The sequence below is a fragment of the Paracoccus versutus genome (genome assembly GCF_000763885.1).
Lineage (GTDB): Bacteria > Pseudomonadota > Alphaproteobacteria > Rhodobacterales > Rhodobacteraceae > Paracoccus > Paracoccus versutus.
In genome coordinates this window covers 23,228-38,445 of record NZ_JRKO01000051.1, presented here as the reverse complement: position 1 = coordinate 38,445, position 15,218 = coordinate 23,228, and the positions used below count along the sequence as shown (strand labels likewise).

General features: G+C 62.0%; 11 protein-coding genes and 2 pseudogenes. 4 read left to right on the top strand and 9 right to left on the bottom strand.

Annotated elements, in window-relative coordinates; genetic code table 11:
- Positions 1–36: 36 nt before the first annotated feature.
- Complete coding sequence (locus IT40_RS26950; protein ID WP_052096178.1) at positions 37–291, bottom strand: hypothetical protein; 255 nt, start codon at positions 289–291, stop codon at positions 37–39.
- Positions 292–327: 36 nt separating this feature from the next.
- Between IT40_RS26950 and IT40_RS20320 the strand changes: the two genes are divergently transcribed.
- Positions 328–1,437, top strand: a complete 1,110-nt coding sequence (locus IT40_RS20320) for an AAA family ATPase (protein ID WP_243700240.1) — start codon at positions 328–330, stop codon at positions 1,435–1,437.
- Between the two features lie 873 nt (positions 1,438–2,310).
- Positions 2,311–3,918: a recombinase family protein gene (locus IT40_RS20315; RefSeq protein ID WP_243700241.1), complete on the top strand. Its 1,608-nt coding sequence runs from the start codon at positions 2,311–2,313 to the stop codon at positions 3,916–3,918.
- 346 nt (positions 3,919–4,264) lie between these two features.
- Here the strand turns inward: IT40_RS20315 and IT40_RS20310 are convergent, their stop codons facing one another.
- The 5 genes from IT40_RS20310 to IT40_RS20290 form a co-directional block, all read right to left on the bottom strand.
- Complete coding sequence (locus IT40_RS20310; protein WP_147307313.1) at positions 4,265–5,080, bottom strand: DUF5020 family protein; 816 nt, start codon at positions 5,078–5,080, stop codon at positions 4,265–4,267.
- Between the two features lie 81 nt (positions 5,081–5,161).
- On the bottom strand, positions 5,162–6,244 hold the full coding sequence (locus tag IT40_RS20305) for a BMP family ABC transporter substrate-binding protein (RefSeq protein WP_036759118.1): 1,083 nt from the start codon (positions 6,242–6,244) through the stop codon (positions 5,162–5,164).
- 25 nt (positions 6,245–6,269) lie between these two features.
- Complete coding sequence (locus tag IT40_RS20300; protein ID WP_052096177.1) at positions 6,270–7,193, bottom strand: ABC transporter permease; 924 nt, start codon at positions 7,191–7,193, stop codon at positions 6,270–6,272.
- Complete coding sequence (locus IT40_RS20295) at positions 7,190–8,239, bottom strand: ABC transporter permease (RefSeq protein ID WP_243700242.1); 1,050 nt, start codon at positions 8,237–8,239, stop codon at positions 7,190–7,192. The genes IT40_RS20300 and IT40_RS20295 overlap by 4 nt, the downstream gene beginning before the upstream one ends.
- Positions 8,240–8,274: 35 nt before the next feature.
- Positions 8,275–9,963 carry an ABC transporter ATP-binding protein gene (locus tag IT40_RS20290; RefSeq protein WP_082657938.1) on the bottom strand — a complete coding sequence of 563 codons (1,689 nt, stop codon included), beginning with the start codon at positions 9,961–9,963 and terminating at the stop codon, positions 8,275–8,277.
- A gap of 244 nt (positions 9,964–10,207) precedes the next feature.
- Here IT40_RS20290 and IT40_RS20285 point away from each other — a divergent pair.
- Positions 10,208–10,540: pseudogene (locus IT40_RS20285) on the top strand (IS5 family transposase); the annotation flags it as partial.
- A gap of 273 nt (positions 10,541–10,813) precedes the next feature.
- On the opposite strand, the gene IT40_RS20280 reads toward IT40_RS20285, so the two are convergent.
- Positions 10,814–11,830 (bottom strand): IS110 family RNA-guided transposase, encoded by a 1,017-nt coding sequence (locus IT40_RS20280; protein ID WP_036759116.1) that lies wholly within the window; start codon positions 11,828–11,830, stop codon positions 10,814–10,816.
- Between the two features lie 71 nt (positions 11,831–11,901).
- On the opposite strand from IT40_RS20280, the pseudogene IT40_RS20275 reads away from it, so the two are divergent.
- Positions 11,902–12,348, top strand: a pseudogene (locus IT40_RS20275) (IS5 family transposase); the annotation flags it as partial.
- A gap of 425 nt (positions 12,349–12,773) precedes the next feature.
- Here IT40_RS20275 and istB read toward each other — a convergent pair.
- On the bottom strand, positions 12,774–13,529 hold the full coding sequence (gene istB / locus IT40_RS20270) for an IS21-like element ISPve1 family helper ATPase IstB (protein WP_036759113.1): 756 nt from the start codon (positions 13,527–13,529) through the stop codon (positions 12,774–12,776).
- On the bottom strand, positions 13,526–15,022 hold the full coding sequence (gene istA / locus IT40_RS20265; protein ID WP_036759109.1) for an IS21-like element ISPve1 family transposase: 1,497 nt from the start codon (positions 15,020–15,022) through the stop codon (positions 13,526–13,528). The genes istB and istA overlap by 4 nt, the downstream gene beginning before the upstream one ends.
- Between the last annotated feature and the right edge of the window lie 196 nt (positions 15,023–15,218).

The window sequence follows — 15,218 nt, the reverse complement described above, 5'->3', positions numbered from 1 at the left end:
GACGATTTTGCGTTTCATGGGATCTCCTGTCGGTCTCTAGGCGTGTTCGGGGGCGGCAGGCGTCTTGCGGGTCTCGCCAAGCGCCTTGAGGACCGCGACCAGCTGGTCGTCGCGCTGCCGGCGCAAGATGGCGTAGTCGCGGCCGTCGATTTCCTCGGCCAGGCCCTCGACCAGCCTGTCGATGGTCTCGGGCGTCAGCTGCGGCTTGCCCAGGTCGTCCCACCATTCGGTGTAGCTTTGGGTGAACTGCTCGCAATAGGCGCGCAGGCCGCCTGGCTCGAGGATATCCACGGCGACAGTCCGGCACTGCGCGCGGCGTGGCAGATCGTGCGCGACCTGCGCGGCTGGAAGAAAGGCGAGATCGGCTGGCAGGACCTGACCCGGACGCTGCTGCTTTACGGGCCGCCCGGCACCGGCAAGAGTTGGATCGCCCGCGCGATGGGCAACAGCGCAGGGTTCAGCGTCGTGACCGGCACCTTCGGCGAATGGCAAGCCGCGGGCCATCTCGGCGACATGCTGCGCGAGATGCGGCGGACTTTTCGTGATGCGCGCACCAAAGCCCCCTCGGTCGGCAACTGCAATCACCCGGACTTGATCGATCCGGCGGTTCTCAGGGCCGGTCGCTTCGACATGAAAGTCGCCCTGCCGCTGCCGGATGCCGACACGCTCTTCGGCATCTTCCGGCATTGCCTGCCGGACTGGCGCGAGGCCGATCTGCGCGATCTTGCTACGCGTGCCGTCGGCTGCTCCGCCGCCGATGTCGATGCGGCCATCCGGCAGACGCAGACAATGGCGCGGGGACAAAAGCGTGACATGACGCTGGATGACCTGCACCAGATCTTCCGTCTCACCCATGACGCCGACATCGACCGCCGCGTCGCTCTGCATGAATGCGGTCACGCCATCGCCTGCGCCCCCCTTCGCCTCGGCCCGGTGCGCCGTATTTTCCTGGGACGCGACGGAGGCGGCGGCACGGTGTTCGATGCACATGCCAAACATGGCTTGCTCAGCGACATGCAGGATCGTCTGGTGCAATTGCTGGCCGGGCGTGCCGCCGAGCGTCTGATCCTCGGCGATGTTTCGGCCGGTGCGGGCGGCAGCGCCGACTCCGATCTGGCAATGGCCACCGCCATCGCTTCGGGAATCCAGATGCAATACGGGTTGGGAGGCCACGGCCCGGTCTGGACCGCAGATCCTAAGACCCTGCTCGCCCTTGACCCCGACGTGCTGTTCCGCGTGCGCCGCGAACTCGAAGCTGCGGAGAAGCGTGCTGTCCGGATCCCCAGCGTCCATCGCAATCTGCTCGAGGAGATGGCCGAAGCCCTGATGGCATCGCGCGACATGGACCGCGCCGAGGTGCAGAACTGGCTCGCGCGGATGCGCAATGCCGCGCCGGACGAAGACCGTGACGCGCGCCCCGCGCCGCAACCGCAATAGAGACAGAGGGGCCGACGATCACGCATCACCCCATCAAAGCGTGCTCCCCGTAAACATAAGACAAAAAACCAAAGAGAGCGGCAAAGCCGCCAGTTCAAAACCTTAAAAACAAAGACAGCACTCCCAGCGGCGGGCCCTGCCCGCCGCCCACTCCATGTCCACGGGATAAAAAAGAAAGAACGCAAAGACCAGGAACCAAAAAATCAAAAGACCCGGAATACATCCGACGTTTCCGCAAACTCGCAGCAGGAGCGAGAAGGACAGCGGCGCCCGGAGTGCTGTCTTTTGGCACGGTGTGCTGGAGGGCATCATTGTCCCGCCAGCGCATTCCAAAAATCCGGATAATTCGCGCCCGATGTTCCGCTTCGCCCGGCTATTGCCTCGTGGGCCGGTCCAGATGCGGTGGTCGCGCAAATCCAGGAACGACAGTCATCTCCGGCCCGCCCCTCTTGCGCGTGAGATTTCCGTATTTTCAGCTGGTTATCCACATTCACATGACACGAGAGCCGTGTTTTGCCCTGAGAGAGCCGTGCCCATGCCCTATGATCATCTGAGCAGCAGCGGGCTCATCCCCGCCCAGAATCATCATCATCGAACGCCGACGGGCCCTGCCCTCAGGCGCGGGGAGCAGCTCGGCCCATGGCACGAGACCGGAGAGATATTGCCGACAGGGAGGATGCCGCGCAGGCGGCGGCTGTCCCGTCGGCACCTCCGGCCGACAAACCCCTTGCCGGGAATCGGCAACCCGCGCAGCATCACGACCAGCTGCTTGCCCTCGTCCGGGCCCTGGCCCGCGATGCCGCCCGCGCCGATCACGCCGCAGAACGCGGCGCGCCTGACGATTGACCTTCCCCTCCGCACGGAGATCCGCCCATGACCCTGCGCGCCGTCATCTACGCCCGCTATTCCTCCGACCTGCAATCGGCCTCGTCGATCGAGGACCAGATCCGGCTCTGCCGCGAACGCGCCGCCCGCGCCGGCTGGCAGATCGTGGGCAGCTATGAGGATGCCGCCACCTCCGGCGCCTCGCTGATGCGCCCCGGCATCCAGCGCCTGCAGCAGGATGCCCGCGAGCGGCGCTTCGACGTCGTGATCTCGGAAGCCCTCGACCGGCTCAGCCGCAACCAGGCCGATATCGCGGCGCTCTACCAGAACCTGACCTTCGCCGGCACCGCCATCGAGACCCTGGCCGAGGGCCGCATCGACGAGATGCATATCGGCCTCAAGGGCACGATGAACGCGCTGTTCCTGAAGGACCTCGCGGCCAAGACCCGCCGGGGCCTGCGCGGCCGCGTCGAGGCCGGCAAGTCCGGCGGCGGCAATGCCTATGGCTATACTGTGCTGCGCCATATGGGCGAGGACGGCGAGGTCAGGCGCGGTGACCGACAGATCAATGAGGACGAAGCCACCGTGGTGCAGCGCATCTTCCATGCCTACGCGGACGGAATGTCACCGAACCGCATCGCCGACCAGTTGAATCGCGAAGGCATCCCCGGCCCGCGCGGCCGGGCCTGGGACAAGTCCACCATCCACGGCAATCCCAAGCGCGGCACCGGCACTCTGAACAACGAGATCTATATCGGCCGGCTGGTCTGGAACCGGCAGTCCTTCGTGAAGGACCCGGCCACCGGCAAGCGCCAGGCCCGCCCGAACCCGCAATCCGAATGGATCGTCACCGAGGTGCCGGAACTGAGGATCATCGACCAGGCCCTCTGGGACCGGGTCAAGACCCGGCAGGAGGGTCGCAAGATCGAACAGACCGACCGGGAGGCCTGGGAACGGCGCAAGCCCCGCTTCCTGCTCACCGGCCTGGTCAAATGCGGCTGCTGTGGTGGCGGCTTCTCCACCGTGGGCAAGGACCGTTTCGGCTGCAGCAATTCCCGCAACAAGGGCACCTCGGTCTGCACCAACCGCACCGGCATCACCCGCCAGGAACTGGAGGGCCGGATCCTGGCGATCCTCTCCCAGCAGCTGATGGACCCGGAGCTGGTCAAGGTCTTCGTCGCCGAATATATCGCCGAGCGCAACCGCCTGGCCGCCAGCCATGTCGATGATCGGGCCGTCAAGGAAAAGGAGCTGGCAAAGGTCATCAAGGAGCAGGACGCGCTGGTAAACGCGCTGCTCTCCGGCCTGCCGCCCGAACGGATCAAGGCAAAGATGGAGCAGCTCGAGGCAAGACAGAAGCAACTCGAGGCGGAGCTGGCCGCGGCCCCCACGACGACGACCCGCCTGCATCCGCGCATCGCCGAGACCTATCACGACCGGATCCAGGTGCTGATCGCCGGGCTGACGGAACCGGACCGGGAGAGCGAGGTCCGCGAGGCGATCCGGGGCCTGATCGAGAAGATCGTGGCTACCCCCGTGCCGACGGCCGGCAAGCGTAACAGGCTCGAACTGACGCTTCACGGCGATCTGGCGGGGGATTCTTTCGCTGAGCCTGAATGTGGACCAGTTGGCCGGACAGCAAAAAACCTCCTGTGAACAGGAGGTTGAAGAAAGTGCAGGATTTCTGGTTGCGGGGGCGCGCAACCAACGATACTTGCGATTGGTCGAGCGCCAAATCCCCAAGCTCGCAGCCAAATGTAACCTATTCTGAGCTGGCCAAGGTAGCGCTAAACATTCAGCCCCGCACCCACTCGACCAGCCTGTAGCTGGTGCTGCGGCCACCGGCGTCCTCCTTCTCCAGCACAGCTTCACGGATACCGCCCGAGAACATGCCGCTTTGCGACGCCGGCAACGCCTCGAACGCGAGGCTCTATCGTTGCTTGCTGATCTGATAGCCAAGGCGCGTGGCAGGGATATCAGGTTCGCCCCAGTCATACGATGATTAGAATTTCAAAGCTGCAAACGCGCTGACTGAGTTGTCGTCCACATCGCTCACGCCGTACTTGTTCTTGTAATACGTATATTCCAGACCCAAGATGGCACCGCCTTCCTTGCCGACATCCCAGCGCAGTTGGGGAGAGAAGACGATCTGGCTTTCGAAGCCATCGCCTTGTTCCCCGATAAAGTCCGCAAATCCCCGGATCGACAGGTTTTCATTGCCTATCTTGAAGGGATAATCCCAGACAAAGGTTATCTGGTATGTCGTGTCGAGGTCGCGATCAAATGGATCGTCGACATTTTTATAGACATAGGCCCCGGCCGTGAGGACGGAAAAACCGCTCACGTTCAGGTCAGCGCGGACACCCGGAGCGATGACCAGAAAATCCTCGCCATGGTTGATGCCAAAGTCCGGCCCGACGTCCTTGACAAACGCGCCGTCGGGGAATGTCAGTCCCATGGCTTTTCCGCTCAAGTGCAGCCAGGCTTCGGCATAGTGACTGTTTTCCGACCCGGTTCCTTGATGGTCCTTGTTGAGATCGACGAAATAGAAAAGATCGCCCCAGTTGAACAACGTGTATTGTTCAAAGGTCAGGGTGGTGCGGGTGGTCGAGTCAAGGCCGTTGGCGCCCAGATGAAATCCGTCGCCGTAGTGCAGCTGTATCTCGCCTGTGGAAAAAAGCACCTCGGCGTGAGCTCCATGCCCGATAATTCCTAGGCCAAGAGCCAGCATCGACGCCGGGATGATGCTGTGTTTGGTCATAAGTAATCCTCCTGTTGTAGCAGGTTTTTCTGCTTTTGTGATGTTCTGGACGATCATCGGCATGCGCCCGGGAAGCGCATGGCCGATGAGAGGATCAGCCTGTTCCGAGGCCGATCCTGAGGCAATGACAGCGATTATCTAATTCTGCAGCCGCGAGTCGATACCTTGGACAAGGAAGTCCATGCTCTTGATCTCAGATGTGTTCAGCGTCTTTCCGGAAGCGATCGCCTCTGATCCGGCATTGTTCATTACCGGTCCGGTGAAGGGATCGAAACTTCCGTCGCGCATCGCGTCCTGCTTTGCCAGGATCGCTGCCCGCTGCTCATCCGTCAGGTCCTTCGACAATCCCGCCACTTCGATGGCTCCTTCGGCGACTCCGGCAAAGGTATCCTTCCCTTCGAAGGTTCCATCGATCACAGACTGCACGACATTGGCATAGACGACACCGAAATTCGCCTGTCCTGCACAAAGATGCTTGTTCGGCGCGTGAGCAGAATTGTCGCTGAGCGTCGTGACAGCATAGACGCCCTTTTCCTCGGCCGTTGCGAGGGCTGAGGGGGTGCCAGGGAATAGCGAATAGACCACGTCGGCGCCTTGCGAAATCAGGCTTTCCGCCGAGGACCGGTCGCGCGGCGGATCATACCAGGAATTCAGCCACACCACCTTCACCGGCTTGAGATCCGGGTTGACGCTCCGTGCACCCAGAACATAGGCGTTAAGGATGCCAAGGACTTCCGGCAGCGGGAAAGCGGCCACGACACCAAGCTGCTGGTTTTTCGTCGCATAGCCAGCCGCCATGCCGCACAGATAGGATGCTTGGTAGTGCCGGACCGTGAATGTCGCGAAGTTCGGAAGGTTCTGGTACCCGCCGATATGCAGGACCTTCAGGTCGGGCGATTTTTTGGCCAGCGCCATGCCATCGCTCATGTGTCCGAACGAACCCAGGATCAGGACGTCGGTTCCGTTCGCCACAAGCCGGTTCATGGCGCGCGCGGCGTTGGGACCCTCGCCGACCGAATCCACGACCGTCACGTTTATCTTATCCGCGAACCGTTCCTCGAGAACCTCTTTGCCACGGACAACCTCGTGGTCCCAGCCGACATCGCCGATCGCATTAGGCGCCACGATTGCCACGTCGAGCGGCTCTTGAGCGAACAGCGTCCCGGACCAGCACATGGAAAGGACCGCACCCAGCAAGGGTGCACGAACGATCTGATACATGATTGCTCCTGTTGGTCGCTTGCTATTATTTTGATGGTTGGAAGTTCTGACCCAGCGAAACCGGTGCGTTCAGCCGGATCAGCAGTGCATTCCTGGACACAGCCGCAAGAACGATGATGGTCATCACGTAGGGCAAGGATGTCATGATTTGCGGCGGGACGCTGAAACCCATGGCCTGCACGGCCAAATCCCCAAGCAGGAGCGCCCCGAACAGATAGGCTCCGAATGCGATCCTGAGCGGCCGCCAGGTGCCGAACACCACCAGTGCAACCGCAATCCACCCCCGGCCGGCGATCAGGCCGTCAGACCAGCCGGGCGTCAGGATCGTCGAGGCATAGGCGCCCCCAAGGCCCGACATGACGGCGCCGAAGATGATCGCGAAAAGGCGGATGCGGATCACGGCAAAGCCTAGGTTGTGCGCGATGGCCGGATCTTCGCCCACGACTTTCGTGATGCGGCCATGGCGCGTCTTGGCAAGAAACCACCAGGTCAGGAACGCGACCGCAAAGGCGAAATAGGTGATGGCGCTCTGTCGGAACAGGATCGGTCCGACAAGAGGCAGATCCGACAGGACGGGGAGCGAAAGGTTTGCCGGAGCCATCATCGTCAGGTTCTCGAAACTGCGCCCGGCCAGGCTGGAAAGCCCGAGGCCAAGAATTCCGACGGCAAGCCCGGAAACGATCTGGTTTGCCGAAAAGCCCAGCACAAGGATCGAGAAGACCAGGGACAGCGCCACGGATGCGCCGACCGCAAGGCCGAAGCCCAGCACGATGTTTCCCGTCTGATAGGTCACGGCAAAGGCCACGGCTGCCGCGAATGCCATCATGCCTTCCACGGAAAGGTTCATGACCCCTGCTTTCTCTGCCACAGCCTCGCCGATCGCGGCAAGCAGAAGGGGTGTTGCGGTTGCGAAGGCGCCTGCCAGGACGAAGATGATCGTGTCCGTCATGCCCTTGCCTCCGGCTGGACTCGTACGATGCGGTATTGGACCAAGGCAAAGGAGGCGAGGTAGAACACGAGAACCATTCCCTGGAAGATTACCGGCGCTGCCGGGGGAAGGCCCACATCGATGATCGCACCGTCCGCGCCGACATAAACGATTGCCATGAATGTCCCGGCCAGCAGTATCCCGACCGGATGCAGGCCGCCGAGATAGGCCACGATGATCGCGGCAAAGCCGTAGCCGGGGGACAACGACGGCTGGAGCCGGCCGATCGGCCCCGAAATCTCGCCCACTCCGGCCAGGCCCGCCGCGGCACCGCCGATCAGCAGCGTGATCCAGACCGCCTTCTTGGCGCTGAAGCCTGCATAGCTGGCGGCACTTGGGGCAAGCCCTCCCACAAGCAACGTGTATCCCGAGAAGGTGCGCGTGACATAGATCAGCGCCGCAATCGACAGCAGGATGACCACGAGGATGGACGCGTTCGCCCTCAGCATCCCGTCATCCGACAGGAGCGGATACATCGCCACCGGAGGAAAGCTTACCGACTGGGGATAGGAGAACCCCATCGGATCCTTGAGCGGCCCGTTGATGAGGAAATACAGGATCTGCACCGCGATCTGGTTCAGCATCAGCGTCACGATGATCTCGCTGGCGTTGAAGCGCGTCTTCAGCGCGGCGGCGATTCCGGCCCACGCCGCCCCCGCGATCATCCCGGCAAGCATCATCGCCGGAAGCATCAGGACGTTCTGGCTTTCCGGAAAGGTGATGGGGATGACGCTTGCCGCCACGGCGCCAATGATCAGCTGGCCTTCTGCGCCGATGTTCCAGACCTTCGCCCGGAACCCGATGGCCAAACCTTGGGCGATCAGGATCAGCGGCGCAGCCTTTATCACCACCTCGGAAATGTTGTACGCCGATGCCAGCGGATCAATCAGCAACCTGTATAGGACTTCGAGAGGCGGGGCGCCCAGAAAGCCGAACAGGACCATGCTTCCCAACAATGCCAGAACGAAGGTCACCAACGGCACGAGCATGATGCTCTTGAGCGACACCTCGCTTCGCTGGACAAGTGCATACCGACCCATCATCACGCCGCCCTCATCTTCTGGTCGAATTCGCCCATCATCATCCGCCCGACATCTTCGGCGGTCACCGACCTGGCCTGGACCGAGGGGGACAGCCGTCCATGATACATGACGTGGATGCGGTCGGAGATCTCGAATATCTCCTCCAGTTCCTCGGAAATCATGAGGATCGCCGTGCCCGTGTCCCGCAGGTCCACCAGCTTCTGCCTGACCATCGCCGCCGCTCCGACATCGATACCCCAGGTCGGCTGGGAAACGATCAGGATGCGGGGTTTCAGCAGGATTTCGCGGCCCAGCACGAACTTCTGCAGGTTGCCGCCAGAGAGGCTGGATGCGATAGATTGTCGACCCCGCGAACGGACATCCATGGCCGAAATGCATTTGTCGGCAAAATCGGCCTGCTGCCGTCGTCTGATCAATCCCTTTCGGACCAGGCCTGCCCCGTGGGCGGTAAGCAGCACGTTGTCCGCCAGGCTCATGGTAGGAACCGTGGCGCGCCCCAGTCGTTCTTCGGGAACGAAGGTCACCCCCATTTGTCGGCGCGTTCCGGGCGGAGCGTCCCCCACGGGGTGATCGAAAACCTGGATCCTGCCGGCCATGTGGCCCTGCAACCTGATTTCACCTGACAAAATCCGCGCCAGTGTGGACTGACCATTGCCCGACACACCGGCAATGCCGACGATCTCGCCTGGGCGGACCGCCATCGACACGCTGTCGAGGCTTTCTCCCAGCGGATCGGGATTTTCATAGGTAAGGTCGCTAACGGTCAGGGCAGGTTCGCAGCTCGGTTTCGCCTCGGCGTGGCGGGCTGTCGGGATGTCCTGCCCGATCATCAGGCGGGCCAGTTCCGCCGATGTAGCCTGCCGCGGGTTCGCCGTGCCCGTGACGCGGCCCTGGCGCAGCACGACGGCGCAATGGCACAGGTCCCTGATCTCTTCCAGTTTGTGCGAGATGTAGAGCATAGCAACGCCACGCTCGGATAGTTTCCTGAGCGTCCCGAAAAGCTGCTGCACGCTGTGGGGCGGCAGCACCGATGTCGGCTCGTCCAGGATGAGCAGCTTCGGATCCTGCATGAGGCAGCGGATGATCTCGACCCGCTGCCGCTCGCCGACCGAAAGGCCATGCACCGGCGCGTCAGGATTGACATGAAGGCCGTATTCATCCGCCTTCTGCCTGATTATTTCGGCCAGGTCCGGCAATGACCCAGGAACGGTCAGCGAGATGTTTTCAACGACGCTGATCGTTTCGAACAACGAGAAATGCTGAAAAACCATTCCGATACCCAGATCTCTGGCAACACTCGGACTGGTGACGGCGACCTTCTCGCCGTTCCAGACAATCTCGCCCTCATCCGGTTGCTGAATACCGTAAATGGTCTTCATGAGGGTGGACTTGCCTGCACCGTTTTCACCAAGGATGGCGCAAATCTGGCCGTGCTCCAGCGCAAGATCCACGCTGTCGTTTGCCACATATGTGCCGTATCTCTTGGTAATGTTCCGCAATTGAAGCAATAGGGGGGATTCACCTGCCTTGGTCTTCAAATGCTGCTCCCTGTTGTTGATGACGACGCGTAATGGCGCAGCCTCGATCACGTACGCCAAGCTTGCGACGAAAGTCGTGTTTTTGTTCTTTCTGCAGGCATGGATCGGCTGAAACGTTAAGCTTACCGGTCCGCCAAACGCTGATGCCATTTTTGGTATCAAGGCCATCAGGGGACGAATAGATAAACAAAAGAGACGTTCTGTTCCAGAAATCGAACGCCACCCAAGGATGAAGCAAGTCTAGGCTCCAGACCCATTGATTTTAGGTCTTTGGCGTGATTCAGACTCTGCAAGGAGACCTGATCGATGAGCACTCTTTTCTGGCTAGGTGATGTTGACAAAAGGGGTTCCACCGGCGTGCGCGCTCTGATTCAAGCTGCTCTCTACGTAGGAGATGAGCTTGGCACGCAACCTGATGTCCGACGACGAATGGGGATTCTTTGAGGGCTTCATCCGAGCCGTCCGGCATCCGAACGGGCGCAAGCCTGCGGACCATCGTCTTGTTCTGGATGGCATTTTCTGGATCGCAAGGACTGGTGCGCCGTGGCGCGACCTGCCCGAAGAGTTCGGCAAGTGGTCCTCGGTCTACCGGCAGTTCCGCCGTTGGACCCTTGCCGGGCTGTGGGAGGATATCCTGGACGCGCTGAACCACGCTGGGATCGCGCCGGACAAGCTGCAGATGATCGACAGCACCGTGATCCGCGCCCATCATCATGCGGCGGGCGCAAACGTATGGCCCGCCCCGGTTGCAAGCGCCGATTGGGTGATGGTGTGAGCAGTCTGCACAAACGTATCCGGCATGTCGGCTCTTCGGCCGCTGCCAAGATGGAGATCCGCGCATCCCGATCCTCATAAAGGGGCCGGCCTCGTCGGGCCATTTTGCGCCAGAGGCTTTCGGGACACCGGTCGACTGTCAGGCCATCTTCCTATCACCACTCGCAGCTTGAAGCGCTTGGCGGCGTTCGCGCCGAGCGCCGGTTCGATATTTTTCAGTTCGCCGTTATCGAGCAGCCTCGAAGTTGCGTCCATGATGAAGCAGGGCCCACACGATCCGTGCCATTTTCGCGGCCAACGCCACGACGGCGACGTTTGGGTGTGCTCGGGCGAGCAGCGCACGCAGCCACCTGCCGGTCGTGGTGTCTCCTCGTGACACGACGGGCATGGCGGAGCGCGCGCCTTGGATCAGCATCTTTCTCAGATACCGGCTGCCTCTCTTGGTGATGCCGAGAAGCTTGGGCTTTCCGCCGGTCGTCATCTGGCGAGGGACAAGGCCCAGCCATGCCGCGAGATCCCGGCCTTTCGAGAACGTGGCCGCGTCGCCGACCGCGGCCACCAGCGCCGTGGCGTTCAGTGCGCCGATTCCGGGAATGCCGGTCAGCCGCCGGGCCCGGTCGTCGGTGCGCGCCATGGTGGCGAACTCGGCGTCGAAGGCGGCGATGCGCTGGTCCAGCTCCGTCCATCGTCGGCGCATGTCTTCGAGCAGGAATGCCATGCGCCGGCTCACTGCCGCCGTGTCGGGGTCGAGCAACTCGATCAGTTTGTGCCGCAGCTTGGCGTGGCCCTGCGCCACGGTGTGGCCGCGCTCGAGCAATAGGCTCCGGATCTGGTTGGTCAGGGAGGTGCGTTCGCCGACCAGGCGGTCGCGCACCCGATGCAGCGTCTGAACGTCGAGCTGCTCCTCGCTCTTGAGTTCCACGAAGCGCATGGTGGGCCGGGTTGCCGCTTCGGCGATCGCCTCCGCATCGCGGTCATCGTTCTTCTGGGCCTTCACGTAGGGCCGCACATATTCCGGCGACATCAGCCGAACCTCGTGCCCGAGCGCCGCCAGCGCTCGTCCCATGTGATGCGCGCCGCAGCAGGCCTCCATCGCCATCGTGCAGGGCGACAGTTTCGATGCGAAGGCGATCACGCTGTCACGACGCATCCGACGTCGCAGCACTACCTTCCCGCTGTCATCCAGCCCCACCAGGCTGCAGCTGTTCTTGCCGAGATCAATACCGAGGATCACAATGCTCATGGTTCGCTCCTTCCTCCTTTGAACGCCGACAGCCTACACCAGCGGCGGCGGGAGGGGCGGGCCATCCATAAAGGGGGACTCCGAAAGAGGCTCTTGGCCGTTCGAGAGGTGGCTTCTCGACCAAGATCCATCTCCGCATCAACGGCGCTGGCCTCCCGATGAGGACCGAGATCACGCCGGGGCAGGATTCCGACTACACCGGCTATGATCTGGTGATGGCCGACAACCTGCCGCAGCCAGCCGTCCTGGTCGCAGACAGGGGCTATGACTCTGATAAAATTCGGGAAGACATCGAGAGCCGCAACGCCCTCCCCATGATACCGATGCGAAAGAACCGAAGGGTGCGCAAGGCTGTCGACATGACCATCTACACCCTGCGCAACATGGTCGAGCGCTGCTTCAACAAGCTGAAAAACAGCCGTCGGCTGGCAACCCGCTACGACAAAACCGCAGAAAGCTTCCGCGGCTTCATCGACATCGCATGCATCAAGCTCTGGCTCCGCCATTTGTCAACATGACCTAGGATCGTGCCTGCGCCCAGGCCGAGAAATGTTTTCGAGCTGCCGTGAAGCGGTCCGTGCTTTGGGTCGATCGGATGTACAGGCATCCGGTCGGTCGAAAGGCCTTTGGGCAGCCCGGATCATGCAAGCCGAAGCGCGAAAGCACCTGCAATCGCTTTGAAAATCTGGGTCGAAGAGCACACGGAAGCAGGGGCATGTTCTCGGTAAAAAGTCGCATTCAGCGACAGGTAAAGGTTGACTGCCGGATTGCGAATCGTCGCCTGTTCCGCAGTGCTACCCAGCGTTTCCTGTCAACGGCGGCGTAAAAACCTGCCACTGGGCGGCGCAAAAGTCGGCCACCGTTGTGCGCGGCTGAGACCGCTGCGAGGGCGTAGCCCGAGCGGGGGTCTCAGCCGCGCGTTGCGGTTTTCGAGGAGGGGGGATCAGCCGGCCTTTCTGGCGCGACTGTTGGCGAGGCGGTAGCTTTCGCCATTCATCTCGAGGATGTTGACGTGGTGGGTCAGCCGGTCGAGAAGCGCGCCGGTGAGGCGTTCGGAGCCGAAAGTTTCGGTCCATTCGTCGAAAGGCAGATTGCTGGTGATCAGGATCGATCCGCGCTCGTAGCGTTGCGAGATCAGTTCGAACAGCAGCTCGGCGCCGGTCTTCGACAGCGGCACGAAGCCGAGTTCATCGATGATGAGCAGCTTGTATCCTGCCATCTGCTTCTGGAAGCGCAGCAGGCGGCGCTCGTCGCGGGCCTCCATCATCTCGCTGACCAGGGCCGCGGCGGTGGTGAAGCCGACGGACAGGCCCTTCTGGCAGGCGGCCAGACCAAGGCCGAGCGAGATGTGCGTCTTGCCCGTGCCACTGGGGCCGAGAGCAATAATGTTCTCGCGCCGCTCGATCCATTCGCACCGGGCCAGTTCCAGCACCTGCATCTTGTTGAGCTTCGGGATGACCGTGAAGTCGAAGCTGTCCAGGCTTTTGACGGCCGGGAACCTGGCGGCCTTGATGCGCCGCTCGACCATCCGCCGTTCCCGGTCGATCAGTTCCAGTTCGACGAGCCGGGCGAGATATCGGACATGGTCCACGCCTTCCGCCGCACATTGCCGGGCCAGTTTCTGGTGTTCTCGCAGGAAGGTCGGCAGTTTCAGCGCCTTGAGGTGATGGGCAAGCAGGATTTCCGGGGCGTCGCTCATGCCACGCCCTCCGCATTGACAGACAGCAGCCGCATGTAGGAGCGGGCCTCGGTCTTCTCGACCGTTGCCCTGGGCAGGTAGGGATAGCAGTCCAGATCCAGCCGGGGTGGCCGGCGCTCCACCCGGCACAACAAGAGATGCTTCACCGCATCGAAGCCGATCGCCCCCATCTGCAGCGCCTGCCTCACGGCCGCATGCAGATCGGCCAGATCGAAGGTTTCCAGAAGCCGCAGGACCTGGACATATTCGCGTCGGCCGTGCCGGTTCATCCGTGCCTCCATCAGCCGGCGCAGGGTGGCGAACTCCTCTGGCAGGTCCCAGTCCTGCAATGGTGCCGCCTGATCCAACGCATTGATCTTCTGCTCGATCAGCGGAAGGTAATGGAGCGGGTCGAAGACGATCTCGTCGCGATCCCAGCACCGGGGATGGCGGGCGATCACTTCGCCCCGGCAGCCGATCACCACCTCATGGATATAGCCCCGGATCCAGACATCCTGATGGCCGTAGGCGACGGGCACCGAGTAATCGTTGGTCTTGTAGCGCACCAGCGATTGCGACGACACGCGGCCGGTCGCCTGATCGCAGGCATCAAAGGGCGCCGCCGGGAGCGGGCGCATCGCGGCGAGATCGCGCTGCAGTCGCTCGCCGATCGTTTCGCTCTCGCCGCGAAGGACATCGTGCTGACGCCGCTTGCAGCGCTCCTCCAGCCAGAGGTTGAATTCTTCCCAACTGGCGAACTCAGGCATCGGCACCATGAAGTTGCGGCGGCAATAGCCCACCAGGCCTTCGACATTGCCTTTGTCGTTCCCCTTGCCAGGGCGGCCATAGCGATCCCGGATCAGGTAATGCGACAGAAACCCGCTGAACAGGGCGGCTCGCTTGCGGGTGCCATCCGGCAGGATCTTCGCCACCAGGCAGCGGTCATTGTCGTAGACGATCGACTGCGGAACCGCCCCCAAAAAGGCAAAGGCATGGACATGACCGTCCACCCAGGCCTCGGCAACCGCCGCCGGATAGGCACGGACGTAGCAGGCGTCGCTATGCGGCAAGTCCAGCACGAAGAAATGCGCCTTCTGTTCGACACCTCCGATCCGAACCATTGCCTCGCCGAAGTCGGCCTGCGCGTGTCCTGGGGGATGCGCCAGCGGCACGAACACCTCCTGGCCCCGCCGCTCACGTTCCCGGATATAATCCTTGATGATCGTGTAGCCGCCGGTGAAACCGCATTCTTCGCGCAGACGGTCAAACACACGCTTCGCCGTATGCCGCTGCTTGCGCGGCATGGTCCGGTCCGCCTCCAGCCAACCCTCGATGATCGGGATGAACGGATCGAGCTTCGGGCGCCTGACCTCGGCCGTCCGCCGGTAGCCCGGAGGAACCGAGAACGTCATCATCTTTGCGACCGTGTCGCGCGATATGTTGAATGTCGTCGCCGCCTGACGCTGGCTCATACCAGCAGCACAGGCCTGACGAACCTTGAGATAGAGTTCCACGCTGTAGATCCTCCCATCCTCCCTGCAGCCGCAGAAAGGGAAAAGGTGGACGACTTTTACGCCGCCCGCAGCAGCACCATGCCGCCGCTAACGTGGACTAATTTCGCACCGCCATTCTCACGTTTCCGAACTGTCGTTCAAAATCCGAAACGCAAGGTACAATTTAATGCACTTTTTGAAACGCGCTGCCTTCCGT

Coding starts and splice junctions, on each gene's coding strand:
- IT40_RS20300 (WP_052096177.1), bottom strand. CDS start 7,193: ATGACGGACACGATCATCTTCGTCCTGGCAGGCGCCTTCGCAACCGCA.
- IT40_RS20280 (WP_036759116.1), bottom strand. CDS start 11,830: ATGAGCATTGTGATCCTCGGTATTGATCTCGGCAAGAACAGCTGCAGC.
- IT40_RS20305 (WP_036759118.1), bottom strand. CDS start 6,244: ATGTATCAGATCGTTCGTGCACCCTTGCTGGGTGCGGTCCTTTCCATG.
- IT40_RS20310 (WP_147307313.1), bottom strand. CDS start 5,080: ATGATCGTCCAGAACATCACAAAAGCAGAAAAACCTGCTACAACAGGA.
- istB (WP_036759113.1), bottom strand. CDS start 13,529: ATGAGCGACGCCCCGGAAATCCTGCTTGCCCATCACCTCAAGGCGCTG.
- IT40_RS20315 (WP_243700241.1), top strand. CDS start 2,311: ATGACCCTGCGCGCCGTCATCTACGCCCGCTATTCCTCCGACCTGCAA.
- IT40_RS20290 (WP_082657938.1), bottom strand. CDS start 9,963: ATGGCATCAGCGTTTGGCGGACCGGTAAGCTTAACGTTTCAGCCGATC.